The organism is Amycolatopsis sp. lyj-84, from assembly GCF_046549075.1.
In the GTDB taxonomy this organism is placed as follows: Bacteria; Actinomycetota; Actinomycetes; order Mycobacteriales; family Pseudonocardiaceae; genus Amycolatopsis.
In genome coordinates this window covers 1-15,234 of sequence record NZ_JAJPWO010000011.1, presented here as the reverse complement: position 1 = coordinate 15,234, position 15,234 = coordinate 1, and the positions used below count along the sequence as shown (strand labels likewise).

The following is a 15,234-nucleotide window of genomic DNA, read 5'->3' as shown; positions in this document are numbered from 1 at the left end:
CGCCACCCCTCGCGTTTAGTCCTCTGAACGCGGGGTCAGCCGACGGTGCCGGAGCCGATCAGCGTGGTGACGTCGAGCTCGGTCACGCCCTCGTCGCGCAAGGAATCGAGATAACGCTCGCGTACCTGCTCGACGACAGCGGGTTCGAGATCGGAAAGAAGGCCCCGGAAGCCGGAACCGATGATGACCAGCCACGCCACTTCCGGCGTCATGGTCAGCCGCAGTTCGTTGACCACGACGTCCACATCGGACAGACCACGCGCGGAAAGCCACTCGGCGTAGCTTCCGGCCTGGTTGATCCGGTCGATCAACCCGGGCTCGCGTTCCGGCGGCGGCGCGGAATCGGTCACCGCGGCCATCGCCCGGCCGACGTACCGGCCCGCCGTCACCATGGATCCGCCGCGCCAGATGGTGAACACGGCCCGCCCGCCGGGCCGGACCCGCCTGATCAGCCGCTCGGTGCCGTCCGCCATGTCGGGAAAGAAGAAAATGCCGAGCGCGGTCAACACCGCGTCGTACCCGTCGGTTTCCCACGCCGTCGCGTCGGCTTGGTGCGCGCGAAGCTGCGGCAGGTCCGCCGACAACCGGCGCAACTCGCCGATCATCGGACCGGAGAGGTCGAGCGCGTCCACCACCCCCTCGGGGCCGACCACCCGCGCCGCCGGGATCGCGGACGCGCCGGTCCCGCAACAGGCGTCGAGGACACGGGCTCCGCGGCCGAGTCCGGCGGCCGCCACCGTGGCCGCGCCGATCGGCTCCCAGAGATAGCGCCCCAACGCGGCGAAATCGGCCGCCGCTTCGTCGAAGGCACGCTGCGTGCCGACCTTGCGAGTAGACATGCCGCGACGATATCCGTTTTCGCACCCTCCGGGTCCTTGTTACCTACGACGGACGGAGGCCGCGAGAACGCCCATCCAGCGGGCGAACCGCGAACCACTCCCGCCCTACCGTGGTCGGCATGAGGAAAACACTGCTCGCGCTGCTCGGCGCGGCCGCCGTCCTGGGCACGATCGCCACCCCCGCTTCCGCGAGCACGCAGGAGACCAGGGAGTTCGTCGGGCACGGGTCGAGCGACTTCGGCCTCGAACTCGTCTACGCCCGGCACGACGCCAGGAACCAGGCGACCTGGGCCGGTTTCCCGGACTGCGAGGAGTACGACAAGATCCTCTTCCCGTACAACGCGACGGTCTTCTGGCGCTGCACCCGCTGAGATCCGGGACCAATCCGGCGCGCACCCGGCTCCGAAAGCCGGACATGGACCAAGGAGACCTCGCCCCGGACTTCACCCTGCCCGACGACACCGGCCAGGACCGCACACTGTCGGACTTCCTGTCCACCGGCCCGGTCGTGCTGTTCTTCTACCCCGCCGCGATGACCGGTGGCTGCACCGCCGAGAGCTGCCACTTCCGCGACCTCGCCGCGGAATTCGCCGACGTCGGCGCCCACCGCGTCGGGATCAGCCCGGACGGCGTCACCAAACAGCGCGAATTCTCCACCCTGCACGGTTTCGACTACCCGCTGCTGTCCGATGTGGATGGTGCCGTAGCCAAGCAGTTCGGCGTCTGGCGCAGGTTCAGCCCGCTGCACGCCAAACGGCGCACCTTCGTGATCGACACCGACCGCAAGGTCCTCGAGGTGATCAAGAGCGAGCTGAAGTTCGACGTCCATGCGGACAAGGCGCTCGCGGCCCTGCGCGAACGGAAGACCACGGCCTAGCCTGCCGTGGCGATGAGCGAAAGCGCGGCGGTGCCGTCGAAAAGCGCTCGCGAGCGGGCCGTGATCGCGGCCTCCCGGACGGCGAGCGCTGAGGCGACGTCCTCCAGCCTCCGGGATCGCCGCAACTCCGGCATGAGCGCGCGAAGGGGCGCGACGCGATACCCGGCGAGCCGCAGCTGGTGCACGATCCGCGCGTTCCGCACCTGGGACGGCGTGTACCGCCGCGTCCCGCGCTGATCGCGGCCGGGGACGACGAGCCGTTCCGCGTCCCAGTGCCGCAATGTCGACGGACGCAGACCGAGCGCCGACGCGAGTTCGGAGACACCCATCGAGTCTGAGCCGCGCACGTCTTCGATCGGTTCGCGGGAGATCACCCGGACGGCTTCCGTGGCCTCTCGCAGATCCGCGCGTTCGGCGTCGAGCCGGGCATGGGCCGCGTCGAGGAGCGCGAGCACCTCGGCGAGCGGGTCGCGGTGCAGTGCGCGGACGATCTTCTTGGCCTCGACCGGCCCCACCCCGGAGGCGAGCGCACGATAGGCCAGCGCGGACCGGAGATGGACCTCCCCGTAGCTCCGGTACCCCGCGGCCGCCCGCGTCGCCGCCGGGAGCACGCCGTCGCGTTCGAGGTTGCGCACCTGCTGGACGGAGTACCCCGCCCGCCGCGCGACCTCCGCGGTGCGCATCCCGGCCGATTTGAGACTTGACACCTTCACTCCGTCGGAAACATGGTCGAACCCTCCACAAGCACTTTAATGTGACGCTTGAGCACATGACCATCGAAGAGATCATCAGCTTCGTGTCGGACCTCGACGGCGTCCTGGCCCTCACCCCCGCGCCCGGCGACGACTGGCCGGAGCTCAGCTGGGGCGACGCGTTCTTCTACTACTCACCCGACGGCGTCGTCCCCACGAACGTCCAGCCCTTCGCGACGGTCGTGACCAAGAACTACCCCGGCGACGAGACCTCGCGCCTGGACCGGCCGGACACGTTCCGCGTGAACATCCACGCCGGTAAGGAGGAGTTCGCCCGGCGGCTCGGCCGCACACCCCGGGAAGCGGCCGGAACCGACGTCGACCCCGGCGTCACCGACACCGTGATCGCCCATCCCGTGTACGGAACCGCGGGCTGGCTGGCGGTGGTGAACCCGGCGTCCCGGACCGAAGAGGTCACTCGCGAACTGCTCGGCACGGCCTATCAGCGAGCGCGGGAGCGGTACGAGCGGCGAGCGGACTCCCCACGCGCTTAGAGGACCGAACGCGACCGCAACGACGCGTCCAGCGTCCGCAGCAACTCCCCTGCCCGGCGACCGCCGCCCGGGGCGTCCGGGTAGCGCTTCAGGACGTCCACCACGACAGGACCGGCGAGACCGGCAAACTTCTCGACGTACCCGGCGCCGACGGCGGGGTCATCACCGGCCTCGAGTTCGAAGGCGCGCGCCGCGTTCGCAGCGGCTCCCAGGATGTGCAGGACCTGGGTCGCTTTCGCCAGCGGATGCAGATACGCGGACGCTCCCGCGTGGCCGGCGGCCCGGGCCGCTTCGAACGCGGCTTCACGACCGCTTTCCCTGGCGGCCCGAGCTGCCCGGTGCGCGTCCAGCGAGGTCACCCGCAACGCCTTCGTCCGCTTGCCCCCGGCCGCGAACCGGTGTGCCTCGTCGAGCACGGCCCGCGGACGCGGATCCTCCGGGCACTCGCGCTCGAAGATCGCCAGGGCGGGCTCCGCGCAGGCCACGGAGAAGGCCGTGACCGCACGTAGTTCCGCCAGGTCGAGGTCGATCGTGAGGTTCTGTTCCGCCGCTGTCATTCACTCGACTGTATCGTTGAATCGCCGGTTGGCACTTCGCAGCGACGATGGCAGGACAGTGGGCCGAAACCTTCAAATCCGCGAACGGCTCAGGCCGGTCGATCTGGCGCGTGAGCACGGTCTGTCGACGCAGGCCGTCCGCAACTACGAGGCGGACGGCATCCTCCCGGCGGCCGAACGCGGTCCGCAGGGCTATCGCACCTATACCCCGCTGCACGCGCAAGCCCTGCGCGCGTTCCTCGCGCTCGTGCCGGGACACGGCCACGCGACGGCGACGTCGATCATGACCGAGGTCAACCGGGGCGCGGTCGAGGAGGCGCTCCGGCTCGTCGACGAGAGTCACGCCCAGCTGCTCGACGACCGCCGCACCCTCCAGGCCGTCGCGGCCGCGCTCCGCGAGCTCGAGCCCGTGCCGCAGGAGCGGGGCGACCTGTTCGTCGGCCCGCTGGCGCGGAAACTGGGCGTCCGGCCCGCCACCCTCCGGAAATGGGAACGCGCCGGCCTTCTCCGGCCCGAACGCGACCCGCGGACGGGCTACCGCGTGTACAGCCCGGCCGATGTGCGCGACGCCAAGCTGACCCATCAGCTCAGGCGGGGCGGCTATCTCCTGGAGCGGATCGCGCCGCTGATCGAGCAGGTCCGCTCGGCCGGAGGCGTCGTGCCCCTCGAGTCGACACTGCACGACTGGCACACCCGGCTCTCGGCGAGGGGCCGCGCCTTGCTCTCCGGCGCCGCCGCGCTGGACGCCTATCTCGGCGAGAACCCGAATCGCTGACACTTTTGCGCCATTGACACTTCCGCGCAATAGAATACGCAGGCAATTCACGTTTTCCGCATACGAAAGTAGTACCGGTTCAACGGAACCTACTTTCGGCGCTACGACACGATAGTCAGCCGCTCGTAATCTGCGTGACGTCGAGATGAACCGCCCGGTCCCTGCCTTTTAGAACATATTCCGGCGGTTCGTCGTTCCCTCCTTATCGAAGGAAATTCGCATGCGAATTCGCGGACCCGTCATGCTCACTCTGCTGAGCGTCTGCGCCGGAATAGGCGCGTTCGCCGTTCCGGCGACCGCCGCCCCGGTCACCGCTTACGACCAGACGATGCTCGAGACCCTCGCGGCCCAGCTCCAGGTCAGCCCGCTTCAGGCCGCGCAGAAACTCGACCACGAGAAGAACCTGATCTCGTCGCTGGAGAGCATCAGAACACGTGGCCTGCACACCGACGGCGCGTACTTCGACGACGCCGGCGCCCTCGTGGTGAACTCCGACGCCGGATCCGCCCAGGCACTCCGCGCGGCCGGATTGACCGCCCGCACCGGCGCCCGCGGCGAGAAGGCGCTGGACGCCCTGACCGCCACCGTCGGCAGCGTGATCGGCAAGGACGTCGCCCAGGTGCAGTCCTGGGGTCCGGAACTCGCGGCCGACCAGGTCGTCGTCACCGTGCAGCAGGGCGCGGACCGCGCCCTCGTCCGCAGGCTTTCGGCGCTGCCCGGCGTGACCGTCCGGACCGGGGTCGCCAACGGCAACACCACGCAGGCCGACGTCATCCCCGGCCAGATCATGGACCTCGACCCCGGCACCAACTGCTCCCTCGGCTTCCCCGGCACCACCAGTGACGGCGACAACGTGCTGCTCACCGCCGGGCACTGCGTCGAAGGCAACCCTGACATCCTCAACCGCAACGGCGTCCACATCGGCCGGGGCGTCGCCACCGAGTTCCCGTCGGCCGACATGGGCCTGATGGACATCGACGACGAAGACACCGGCCGCGGCTACGTGGACACCCGCAAGGGCACCACGGTGCAGATCACCGGCAGCTCGAAGGCGCCGGTCGGCACCACGCTGTGCAAGGCGGGCAACACCACCGGCTGGACCTGCGGCAAGATCACCGCTTACAACCAGACCGTCCGCTACAACGGGGAAAGCGTCGCCACCAAGGGCCTGGCGAAGTCCACGGTCTGCACCGAAGGCGGCGACAGCGGCGGCGCCTACATCGCGGGCAACACCGCGCAGGGCATGACCTCCGGCGGCCCCGACGACGGGCACGACTGCGGGTACAACCAGGGCTCCAACGCCACCGGCTCGTACTCCTACTACCAGCCCGTCGTGGACGCGGCGAACACCTACGGGGTCACGCTGACCCGTTCCTGACCGACAAAGCCTCGTGAGTGGTAAGGACGGTTCTAACCGTCCTTACCACTCACGAGGCTCAGGGTTTACGGGCCACGCCCGCCAATCCGCGAGACCCCACCAAATCTTCCTCGTGCAGCGGTCCGCCTTCGGGACGCCATTCCGGCAACCACACCAGACCGGGCTCGACCGGCCGCAGTCCGGTGAAGAAAGCGGCGATCTCCTCCCGCCCGCGAAGCGTGATGGCGCTGTTTGTCCGGCGGCGGTAGGAATCGACGACGTTCGCCGATTGTGCGTGCAGCACGGTGTCCTCGACCGGAACGTGGATATGCGAAAGTGCCATGAGACTGCCGGAAGGCAACTGCTCCAGATAGCGGCCGAGGGTGACGTGCGGGGCGGTTTCGTCGGGCATGAAATGCAGCAACGCCACCGCCAGCAGGCCGATCGGCTGGCCCGGATCGATCAACCCGGTGCCGAGCACCTTCTTCCACAGCCGGAGACCGTCGTGGAAGTCGCCGTCCAGCGCGGTGTGCCGGGCCGGGTCGGCCGTCTGCTCCAGCAGGATCTCCGCGTGCGCCTGCGCGATCGGCTCGTTGTCGATGTAGACGACCCGGCATTCGCCCGGCGCGACCTCTTCGGCGACCTCGTGCACGTTGCCCTGGGTCGGCAGCCCGGAACCGATGTCCACGAACTGCCGGATGCCCTGATCGACCATGTAGCGAACGGCACGGCCGAGGAAAGCCCGGTTGGCACGGGCGAAATCGCGCATCGACGGGACAAGCCGGAGCTGTTCCTCCGCGAATTGCTGATCGACGGCGTAGTTGTGCACCCCGCCGAGCAGATAGTCGTACACGCGGCCGACCGAGACCTTGTTCACCGAATCCGCCAGCCGCTGCGCCACGTCACGGGCGCTCGCATTCTCCCCCATGAGCAGAAGATAGCGGATCCCGTCGTGTAACGGTTCCCGGTTCGCCGACGACCTGCAGACACGTTTTCCCGATGAAGGGGGCGACCCCGGCTGTCCCGACGCCACGACCGGGAAACGCGTACCCCTCGTGATGACCGGCGGGGCCTTGCGGGACATTTCCGGGCTGGCCATGTGCACCGACGAAATCGGCACGTCGGTCTTCATCGGCAACGACACCAAGGACGTCTGGCTGGTTCAGCCCGCCCGCCCGGCGACGGTCCTGCAACACGGCGGCGTGCCGGCGATGGTGCAGATCTTCCGCGCGAGCCGATCACCGGGCGTCCTCGGCGGCACGACGCTGGAACCGGGCACGGCCGTCACCGTCGCGCTGCGGCCGGCGGAGGTCGGCCTGGTGATAGATTCCGTGCTCCAGAGCCAATGGTCGACGATGACCGTGGTCGACCAGACCGCCACCGCCGCTCGCGAACAGCTGCCCGAGCTGATCCGGAACGAGCGGTACAAGAACGCGGTGACGAGCTGTCTCGAGGCCAGTACCCGGATCGTCGACTACGGCGCCGCCGCCAGGTACGACACGCAGACGCTGATCCAGTCGCTGGGCCTGACCACCGGGACGACGCGCTGCGCCGCCGATCTCACGATCGCCGAAAACGAGCGACAGACACTGGCCCGGCTGCAGAAACGACTGCCACCGCCCGAACTGAAGACCTCGACCTTCGCACAGAAAGCCGGCTCCCTCTCCTCGGAGCTGGACGATCTACTCAAGGCGGCCGGGCGACTGTTCCCTCACTGAGCCTGGTGGCCGCCGACAGCGCACTCGGCAGTCCGTGAAGGCCTCCTTCACTACCTTCAGGGTAGGGAAGGAGGCCTTCACGGACCGGACGGCTACTTCAGGAACTTGACCAGTTCGGCGCTCACGAACTCCGGGTTCTCTTCCGCGAGCCAGTGCCCGGCCCTGGGCACCTCGACGGCGCGGGCGAGGTCGGCGACGCGGGGCGCCAGGGTGGCCTTCTGCGGTTCGAGCAGCCCTTCGGCGGTCATCAGCAGGGTCGGAGTGGTGATGGGCTTCGCGCCGGTGTTGGCGGTCGCGTCCTGGCCGAGCGTGCGGTAGAGCTCGAAACCGCCGTGCAGGACCTCCGGCTTGCTGTAGGTACGGGCGTATTCGCCGATCTCGGCCTCGTCGAACGGCGACGGCGCCCCGGGCCCGCCGAAAGCCGTCCCCGAATAGGCGACCTGGGGATAGAAAAGGGAAAGATATTCGCGGACGTCGTCGCCGACGACGGCTTCCGGAACCGTTTTCTGCGAGTGGAAAGCGATATGCCAGCTCAGGTTCCGGTACGCCGTCGCGTCGAGCGCGGGGCCCGGCAGCGGCAGGTCGAGATAGGCGAGCTTGGTGAGATCGCCGGGGAATTGCGCGGCGTACTGGAAGGCGACAGCGGCACCGAGGTCATGGCCGGCGATCCGGGCGTCGCGCAGGCCCAGCCGTCCGGCGACGAGGCCGTGCACGTAGCGGGCGAGGGTGGCCTTGTCGTAGCTGGGCGGCGCGCCGATGCTGTCCCCGAGGCCGGGGAGGTCGAGCGCGTACACGGTGAAATGCTCGGCCAGCGCGGGCATGACGCGGTGCCAGCCGTACCAGGTCTGCGGCCAGCCGTGCAGCAGGACGAGCGGGGCGCCCTTGCCGCCGGTGACGTAGTGCATCTTCACCCCGTCGACGTCGGCGAACTCGTGGCGGAACTGCTGCGCGAAACTCGCGTCGCCGCGGGTGATCTCTTCGTAGGGTGGGGCGGCCGGTGGCGAACCGCAGGCCGTCATCAGGACGAGGGCCGCGACGAACACGGCGGCTCGGTGAAGCATGGAAGTCTCCGTCTCAGCGCCCGGTGGCGCCGTCGATCAGTTCGCGCAGGATGTCGGCGTGTCCCGCGTGGCGTGCGGTTTCCTCGATCAAATGGGTCAGCGTCCAGCGCCGTGATCCCCGGCGGGGGCCCGCTTCGGCGAGGTCGGTCCAGGACGCGATCTCGTCGTTCGCTTCGGCGATGACTTCCCGGTAAGCGGCGAGAAGTGACGCCGTCGTGTCCTCCGGGGACGGATGGAACGTCGCTTTCCAGTCGGTGACGTCGTCGTGCCCGAGCAGCCAGTGCCGTTCCACCTGGGTCAGGTGCTTGATCAGGCCGAGCAGGTTCGTGCCGGAGGGCACGCCCGGTACGCGGGCCCGCTCTTCAGGCACCCCGTCGGCTTTAACCATGATCGCGGCGCGCAAGTAGTCGAGGAAACCGGCGAGCACGTCCTTCTCGCCGGCTCCGGTCGACGGCGGCCCGGTGTCGCGTTTCCTGCTCATCGCTCCCCTCGCCTGAGCACCAGGATGTGGTCGACGACGGTCGCGGTCTGTCCCGCCGGACCGGTGGCGTGCCGTTCCGAGGCCTCCGCGCGCTCGACCGGCCATTCCACCGGATCGAGGTCCAGCTCAGCGGCCACTTCCAGCGGCGCGGGGTACTGGGCGTTCTGGTCCCAGGACCACGGCGCGGCCGAGCCGTGATCGACGACGACCAACCGTCCGCCGGGGTTCACCGAGTTCGCGGCGGTCCGCAGCACGTGGGCCCGGTCCAGTTCGAAAGGCGTGTGGAAGTACTGCGCGGACACCAGATCGAAGGCGCCGTAAGGGAAATCCTCGGCGAGATCGACGCGGAGGGCCGTGATCGCCGCACCGCGCTCCCGGAGCGAACGCACGGCCGCGCCGGAGATGTCGACCGCGGTCACCCGCCAGCCCCGGGCGGCCAGCCACAGCGCGTCTCCCCCGCCGCCGCAGCCGAGATCGAGCGCCGCGCCAGGGGCCAGCGGGCCGGCTATCTCGGCCAGTCTCGCGTTCACCTTGGGCGTTCCGGCGGAACGCCGTTCGTAGAGCCCGTCCCAGAATTTCGTCGCGTCCATGGTCGCCACTGTTGCCTCGGAGGACATGACCTGGCACGAAAACTTGCCGACCTGGCAAGATCGACGGCATGGCGGACGAGACAGACGAGGTACTGGACGCGGTCGGCCCCCGGTTGCGCGCGCTGCGCAAACGCCGTGGCCTGACCCTGGCCGAGGTGTCGGCGACGACCGGGATCTCGGAAAGCACCTTGTCGCGACTGGAAAGCGGCGGGCGGCGGCCCACACTGGAACTGCTGCTACCACTCGCGCGCGTGCACGGCGTCCCGCTCGACGACCTCGTCGGCGCACCCCGGACCGGCGATCCGCGGATCCATTTACAGCCGATCCACCGGCACGGCATGACCTTCCTGCCGCTCACCCGCCGCGCCGGCGGCGTGCAGGCCTTCAAGATGCTCATTCCCAGTCGCCCCGAACCGGCGGAACCCACGCCGCAGACCCACGGCGGCTACGAGTGGGTGTATGTCCTCAATGGACGGCTCCGGCTGGTGGTCGGCGACCGCGACATGGTCCTGCCGCCCGGCGAGGCCGCCGAGTTCGACACCGCGCTGCCGCATTGGCTCGGCTCCGCCGACGGGCATGCCGTCGAGACCCTTGTCCTTTTCGGACCGCAGGGCGAACGCGCCCACATCCGCGCGGACTAGGGCGTGTTTCATAAGCCCTAGAGCCAGTCGTGCTCACGCGCGTACCTGGCGGCTTCGTGCCGGGTCTGCGTCTGGGTCTTCTGCATGGCGTTCGAGAGATAGTTGCGCACCGTGCCCTGCGCGAGGTGGAGCTGAGCGGCGATCTCGGCGACGGAATACCCCTCCCCGGTCACCCGCAGCACCTCGAGCTCCCGTTCGGTGAGGGGACAGTCGTCGACCACGGCGAGCGCGGAGACGTCCGGGTCGATCCAGCGTTTGCCCTGGTGCAGGGCGGCGATGACGAACGTGATGTGCGAGGGTTCGGCCGCCTTGCTGACGAATCCCTGCACCCCGAGTTTGAGGGCTTTGCGGAGCACACCGGGTTTCGCGTGCCTGGTCAGCATGAGGATGACCTGGTCCGGCCGGGTGCGGCGGATCTCCGCGACAGCGCCGAGCCCGTCCACACCGGGCATTTCGAGGTCGATGACGAGGACGTCGGGTTCGTGCCGCAAGGTGGCCTCGACGGCCTCCTCGCCGTTCTCCGCTTCGGCGAGGACGGTGATCTCGCCCTCGAGCGGGAGCAGCGCGGCCATCGCCTTGCGGAGCAGGGCTTCGTCGTCGGCGAGTACCACCGTGGTCATCGTTTCTCCGTTGCTTCGGAACGCCCGCCCGGGAAGGACGCGGCCGTGACGAACTGCCCGTCTTCCTGTTCCACCGTCAGCTCGCCGCCCTCCGCGACGACGCGTTGTCCGAGCGCGGCCAGCCCCCGGAGTTCGGGCAGTGGTGCGCGCTGGGCGCCGTCGTTGACGATGCCGATACTCCACTCCGTCAGGGTGATCCGCACCCGCGTCGCCTGGGCGTGGCGCAGGATGTTGGTCGTGGTCTCGCGGAGGACCTGGCCGAGCAGCCTGCCCGCCTCCGGATCGACGTCACCCTCCCGGTTGATCCGCACGCGGATCCCCGCGGCCTCGAAAAGGTTCCTCGCGTTCTCCAGTTCGGCGGAAAGGTTGAGCCTCCGCTGAGCATAGGCGAGTTCCTTCGTCTGGGTGATCGTGTCGCTGACGAGCGCGTGGATCTCCCTCAGCTCCTGTTTGGCCCGTTCGGCGTCGATGTCCACCAGTTTCGTGGCGAGCGCGGTCTTCAGCTTCACCACGTGGAGGGTGTGGCCCTGGATGTCGTGCAGATCGCTGGCGAAGCGGACGCGTTCGCGGATGACGGCCAGTTCAGCCTCACGCTCGCGTGACTCCTCGAGTTCGTGGACGACGTCGTAGAACCGCTTGTTGGGGAACATGAGCCCGAGCACGATGGCGGTGACCGCGGCGGGAACGAAGACGAACCTGATCAGCTCTTCGGACACGTCCTCGTGGGAGACCAGCAGCCTCGACGCGCCCACCGCCGCGATGTACACGACGAGCGCGATCGCGGCCGCGACCCGGTGCCGGGGAAGCTGGGGAACGACGAAGGAACCCACGAGAAGGATCCCGAAGAACGCCGACCCGCCGCCGATCAGCAGCACGGAGAACGGCCACACGGCGGCCGTGACGACCAGGCACGGGATCGCGACCCGCATGAGCTCGCCCGAAGTCCACCGCACGAAGGCGACCATGGCCGCCAGCACGCTCAAGCTCAGGACGACCACATGCCACCAGGTCCGCGCGTCCGACGCCACCACGATCACCCCGCCGACGGTGAACAGCGGGAAGAACATGGTGAGATTGAGCTTGCGCAGTTTTCCCCGCGCCGGCTCGGTGTCCACATCAGACATGGGCCCAGTATCGGCCCTCCGCGACGGAGGGCACCAGTGACACCACGTCATGGTTCACCCCGAAGAATGTCATGGGCCGGTCATGACGTGGCCGCACTGGCCGTTCCGGGCCGGAGCGGTTGAGATCTAGGTATGACTTCGACACCAGTGATCGACGTAGACCGCCTGAACCTGAAGTACGGCGACTTCCACGCCGTGAAGGATCTGTCCTTCCAGGTCGGGCGAGGCGAGTTCTACGCCCTGCTGGGCACCAACGGGGCGGGGAAGACCTCGACCCTGGAAACCCTCGAAGGGCACCGGACCCCGACGTCGGGCACGGTCCGCGTCCTGGGAAAGAGCCCGCGTGACCGCGCCGCCGTGCGGCCCAAGATGGGCATCATGTTGCAGGAGAGCGGTTTCTCACCGGACCTGACGGTGAAGGAATCGATCCGCCTGATCGGGACGCTGACCCACCGCACGGACCGGCTCGAACGGGTGCTCGGCATCGTGGACCTCGCCCGCAAGGCGAACACGAAGGTGTCCCAGCTTTCCGGTGGCGAGAAGCGGCGGCTCGACTTCGCGACCGCGGTGTACGGCTCGCCGGAACTGGTGTTCCTGGACGAGCCGACGACCGGTCTGGACATCCAGTCGCGGGACGCGCTGTGGGACGCGGTCGACAAACTGCGCGAGGACGGCTCCACGATCGTGCTCACCACGCATTACCTCGAAGAGGCCCAGCAGCGCGCAGACCGCATCGGCCTGATGCACCGGGGGAAGTTCCACCAGGAGGGCACGGTCTCCGAACTGACGCGGACGCTGCCCGCCGTGATCCGCTTCGTCCTCCCCGCCCCGGCACCGGCGCTGCCGTTGCAGGGCAGGCGGGAGCACGACGGGAAGTTCGTCATCGAGACCTTCGGTCTGCAGAAGGACCTGCACACCCTGTTGCGGTGGGCGCAGGACCACGCGATCGAGCTGCGGGACCTCGAAGCGGGCCCGACCAGGCTCGACGACGTGTTCCGCGCCATCGACAACGACTAGCCACTCACTCCACAAAGGACTCCAGTCATGCTTTCGATCGCCCGCAGCGAGCTGATCCAGATCTTCCGGAACCGCTCGGTCCTCATCACCAGTTTCGTGATGCCCATCGCGATCTGCGCGTTCTTCGTCTACCAGCACGAAATCTTCGCCAAGATCGGCAGCCTCGGTTACATCGCGGCGATCGTGATGTTCACCGTGTGCGCGTTCGGTCTCTACGCCAGCTCGGTGACCACGCTCGCCTCCCGGCGGCAGAACCTGTTCCTCAAGCGGTTGCGCTCGACAGCGGCCGGTGACGCCTCCATCCTGATCGGGCTGGTGCTTCCGGTCACCGTCATCGCGCTCGTCCAGGTGGCCGTGATCATGACCGTACTGGGCTTCGTGACCGGCAAGCCCGCGAACATCGGCTTGCTGGTGCTGGCCGTCCTCGCCACCGTCGCCATGATGATCGGCCTCGGTCTGGCCACCGCGGGCCTGACCAACTCCCCCGAGCACGCCCAGGTCACCACGCTGCCGGTGAGCCTCGGGGTCATCGCGGTCGCTTCCTGGGTCGGCATCAGCGGCACCGACGACCTGACCCTGGTCAAGCGCCTGCTGCCGGGCGGTTCGGCCACCGAACTCGCGGTCAACGCCTGGAACGGCGGCGTCGCGGTCTCCGAATCGCTGCTCCTGCTCGCCCCGACCCTGGCGTGGGTCGTCGTCGCGGTGGTCCTGGCCTCGCGGCTCTTCCGCTGGGAACCGCGCCGGTGATCCGGTCCATCCGAGGAGGAAAACCCATGCGCAAAGCCATGATCCCCGTTCTCGCGGCCGCCTTGCTGACCGTGGCGACCCCGGCGGTCGCTTCCGCGGCACCCCCGCCGAAGTGGGGGCCTTGCCCGGCGGAGGCGGCAGGCCTCGGCCTGGAGTGCGGCACCCTCGAGGTCCCGCTGGACTACCGCGACCCCGGCGGGAAGACCATCGAGATCGCGATCTCGCGGCTGGCGAGCACCAAGCCTGAAAAGCGCCGCGGCGTGCTGCTGACGAACACCGGCGGCCCCGGCGGTGAAGGGCTGGCCTATCCGGACACCCTCAAGAAGCTGAACATCCCGCAGGACGTGCTGGACAGCTACGACGTGATCGGGATGGACCCGCGCGGTGTCCACAACAGCACGCCGGTGACCTGCGGGCTGACCGTCGCTGAGCATCCGTCCAACATCCCGAGGTACGCCCGGGACTCGGCCGACGTCACGTCCGAGGCACAGCGGGTCGCCGCCGTCGCCGCGAAATGCGGCTCCTCGCCCACCGCGCCGCTCCTGCCGTACATGACCACCGCCAACACCGCCCGTGACATGGACCGTGTCCGCGAGGCGCTCGGCGAGCGGAAGGTGAACTACTTCGGCATCTCCTACGGCACCTACCTCGGTTCGGTGTACACCTCGTTGTTCCCCGAGCGCAGCGACCGGTTCCTGATCGACAGCGCGACCGGGCCCGGCGGCTGGGACGCGTCGTTCTCGCGGCTGTTCGGGCAAGGTGTCGAAGATCGTTTCCCGGACTTCGCGAAGTTCGCCGCTTCGAAACCCGAGTACGGCTTGGGCCGGACGCCGGCGGAGGTGACGGCGAAGTACTTCGAGCTCGCCGCGCGGCTGGACAAGACCCCGAGTCCGGATGGCTACAACGGCCAGGTGTTCCGCCACATCACGTTCGCCTATCTCTACTACGACAAGCAGCTGCCGCTGCTGGCCGAGACCTGGCGCGCGCTCGACACCGGGAAACCCGCGCCGACACCAGCCGTCACCGGATCGACCGCCGGCACGGCGTACCCGGCCGACAACTACATCGCGAGCCAGCTGCACGTGATCTGCAACGACTCGGACTGGCCGGAGAACGTCGGGACGTACCGGCGCAACGTCGCGATCGACCGGTTCCGGCATCCGCTGTTCGGCGCGGCGGCCGCGGACATCACGCCGTGCGCGTTCTGGCCGTCCGAGCCGGTGGAACCGCCGGTGAAGATCACCGGCCGCGGCCCGTCGAACCTGCTGATCGTGCAGAACCTCCGCGACCCGGCCACGCCGCTGGCGGGCGCGCGGAAGCTGCGTGAAGCCTTCGGCGACCGCGCCAGGATGGTCACCGTCGACCAGGGCGGGCATCTGGCCTACCTGTTCAAGGACAACAAGTGCGCCAACGACCTCGCGACGGGGTTCCTGGTCACCGGCGCGCGACCGCGGCACGATCTCGCCTGCTGATCCGCGGTGGTCCAGTGGGTCGTGAGTGGCGATTCGGTGACGGTGATCGAGCACGAACGGGAAGGCCTGGTCGGGGAGCATCTGATCGTCTGGCCGGACCGCGTCGCCGGTT

At 68.7% G+C, this 15,234-nt stretch carries 19 protein-coding genes; 10 read left to right on the top strand and 9 right to left on the bottom strand.

The annotated features are described in order from the left end of the window. Positions 1-35 precede the first annotated feature (35 nt). Positions 36-839 (bottom strand): class I SAM-dependent methyltransferase, encoded by an 804-nt coding sequence (locus ACLJRM_RS29770; RefSeq protein WP_101608980.1) that lies wholly within the window; start codon positions 837-839, stop codon positions 36-38. Positions 840-958: 119 nt separating this feature from the next. On the opposite strand from ACLJRM_RS29770, the gene ACLJRM_RS29765 reads away from it, so the two are divergent. Together ACLJRM_RS29765 and ACLJRM_RS29760 are read left to right on the top strand one after the other, a co-directional pair. After that, the gene (locus ACLJRM_RS29765; protein ID WP_168214353.1) at positions 959-1,210 is read left to right on the top strand and encodes a hypothetical protein; all 252 of its coding nucleotides are present in this window, start codon (positions 959-961) and stop codon (positions 1,208-1,210) included. Positions 1,211-1,254: 44 nt separating this feature from the next. After that, positions 1,255-1,716 carry a peroxiredoxin gene (locus ACLJRM_RS29760; RefSeq protein ID WP_101608981.1) on the top strand — a complete coding sequence of 154 codons (462 nt, stop codon included), beginning with the start codon at positions 1,255-1,257 and terminating at the stop codon, positions 1,714-1,716. Here ACLJRM_RS29760 and ACLJRM_RS29755 read toward each other — a convergent pair. Continuing rightward, complete coding sequence (locus ACLJRM_RS29755) at positions 1,713-2,423, bottom strand: MerR family transcriptional regulator (RefSeq protein WP_410664942.1); 711 nt, start codon at positions 2,421-2,423, stop codon at positions 1,713-1,715. The two genes, ACLJRM_RS29760 and ACLJRM_RS29755, sit on opposite strands and share 4 nt — an antisense overlap. 62 nt (positions 2,424-2,485) lie before the next feature. Between ACLJRM_RS29755 and ACLJRM_RS29750 the strand changes: the two genes are divergently transcribed. Then, positions 2,486-2,962, top strand: a complete 477-nt coding sequence (locus ACLJRM_RS29750; RefSeq protein WP_410664941.1) for a DUF6194 family protein — start codon at positions 2,486-2,488, stop codon at positions 2,960-2,962. On the opposite strand, the gene ACLJRM_RS29745 is transcribed toward ACLJRM_RS29750, so the two are convergent. Then, positions 2,959-3,519, bottom strand: a complete 561-nt coding sequence (locus tag ACLJRM_RS29745) for a putative immunity protein (RefSeq protein WP_410664940.1) — start codon at positions 3,517-3,519, stop codon at positions 2,959-2,961. The genes ACLJRM_RS29750 and ACLJRM_RS29745 overlap by 4 nt on opposite strands. 58 nt (positions 3,520-3,577) lie before the next feature. Between ACLJRM_RS29745 and ACLJRM_RS29740 the strand changes: the two genes are divergently transcribed. Then, positions 3,578-4,294, top strand: coding sequence for a TioE family transcriptional regulator (locus tag ACLJRM_RS29740; protein ID WP_410664939.1), 717 nt, complete (start codon positions 3,578-3,580; stop codon positions 4,292-4,294). Between the two features lie 220 nt (positions 4,295-4,514). Further along, complete coding sequence (locus ACLJRM_RS29735) at positions 4,515-5,672, top strand: S1 family peptidase (RefSeq protein WP_101608986.1); 1,158 nt, start codon at positions 4,515-4,517, stop codon at positions 5,670-5,672. Positions 5,673-5,730: 58 nt separating this feature from the next. On the opposite strand, the gene ACLJRM_RS29730 is transcribed toward ACLJRM_RS29735, so the two are convergent. Further along, complete coding sequence (locus ACLJRM_RS29730) at positions 5,731-6,579, bottom strand: SAM-dependent methyltransferase (protein WP_410664938.1); 849 nt, start codon at positions 6,577-6,579, stop codon at positions 5,731-5,733. A 130-nt stretch (positions 6,580-6,709) separates the two neighbouring features. Here ACLJRM_RS29730 and ACLJRM_RS29725 point away from each other — a divergent pair, with 130 nt between their 5' ends. Beyond that, a complete protein-coding gene (locus ACLJRM_RS29725; protein ID WP_410664937.1) occupies positions 6,710-7,369 on the top strand; it encodes a hypothetical protein in 660 nt (219 codons plus the stop codon). 92 nt (positions 7,370-7,461) lie between these two features. Here ACLJRM_RS29725 and ACLJRM_RS29720 read toward each other — a convergent pair whose 3' ends face one another. From ACLJRM_RS29720 to ACLJRM_RS29710, 3 genes are read right to left on the bottom strand one after another with little or no spacing between them, the layout of a single operon-like run. Next, a complete protein-coding gene (locus tag ACLJRM_RS29720; protein ID WP_410664936.1) occupies positions 7,462-8,430 on the bottom strand; it encodes an alpha/beta fold hydrolase in 969 nt (322 codons plus the stop codon). A 13-nt stretch (positions 8,431-8,443) separates the two neighbouring features. Further along, on the bottom strand, positions 8,444-8,911 hold the full coding sequence (locus tag ACLJRM_RS29715; protein WP_410664935.1) for a DinB family protein: 468 nt from the start codon (positions 8,909-8,911) through the stop codon (positions 8,444-8,446). Continuing rightward, positions 8,908-9,501, bottom strand: a complete 594-nt coding sequence (locus tag ACLJRM_RS29710; RefSeq protein WP_410664934.1) for a class I SAM-dependent methyltransferase — start codon at positions 9,499-9,501, stop codon at positions 8,908-8,910. Before ACLJRM_RS29710 ends, ACLJRM_RS29715 begins: the two co-directional genes overlap by 4 nt. Positions 9,502-9,569: 68 nt before the next feature. Here ACLJRM_RS29710 and ACLJRM_RS29705 point away from each other — a divergent pair, with 68 nt between their 5' ends. Further along, positions 9,570-10,142, top strand: a complete 573-nt coding sequence (locus ACLJRM_RS29705) for a helix-turn-helix domain-containing protein (protein WP_101608991.1) — start codon at positions 9,570-9,572, stop codon at positions 10,140-10,142. 17 nt (positions 10,143-10,159) lie between these two features. Here the strand turns inward: ACLJRM_RS29705 and ACLJRM_RS29700 are convergent, their stop codons facing one another. Beyond that, positions 10,160-10,762 (bottom strand): response regulator transcription factor, encoded by a 603-nt coding sequence (locus ACLJRM_RS29700; RefSeq protein WP_101608992.1) that lies wholly within the window; start codon positions 10,760-10,762, stop codon positions 10,160-10,162. Further along, positions 10,759-11,877, bottom strand: a complete 1,119-nt coding sequence (locus tag ACLJRM_RS29695; protein ID WP_410665082.1) for a histidine kinase — start codon at positions 11,875-11,877, stop codon at positions 10,759-10,761. Before ACLJRM_RS29695 ends, ACLJRM_RS29700 begins: the two co-directional genes overlap by 4 nt. A gap of 141 nt (positions 11,878-12,018) precedes the next feature. Between ACLJRM_RS29695 and ACLJRM_RS29690 the strand changes: the two genes are divergently transcribed. The 3 genes from ACLJRM_RS29690 to ACLJRM_RS29680 are packed head-to-tail and all read left to right on the top strand — an operon-like array spanning position 12,019 to position 15,122. Next, a complete protein-coding gene (locus ACLJRM_RS29690; RefSeq protein WP_168214356.1) occupies positions 12,019-12,903 on the top strand; it encodes an ABC transporter ATP-binding protein in 885 nt (294 codons plus the stop codon). A gap of 27 nt (positions 12,904-12,930) precedes the next feature. Next, positions 12,931-13,650, top strand: a complete 720-nt coding sequence (locus ACLJRM_RS29685; protein ID WP_101608995.1) for an ABC transporter permease — start codon at positions 12,931-12,933, stop codon at positions 13,648-13,650. 26 nt (positions 13,651-13,676) lie between these two features. Further along, positions 13,677-15,122, top strand: coding sequence for an alpha/beta hydrolase (locus ACLJRM_RS29680; protein ID WP_410664933.1), 1,446 nt, complete (start codon positions 13,677-13,679; stop codon positions 15,120-15,122). Positions 15,123-15,234 lie beyond the last annotated feature (112 nt).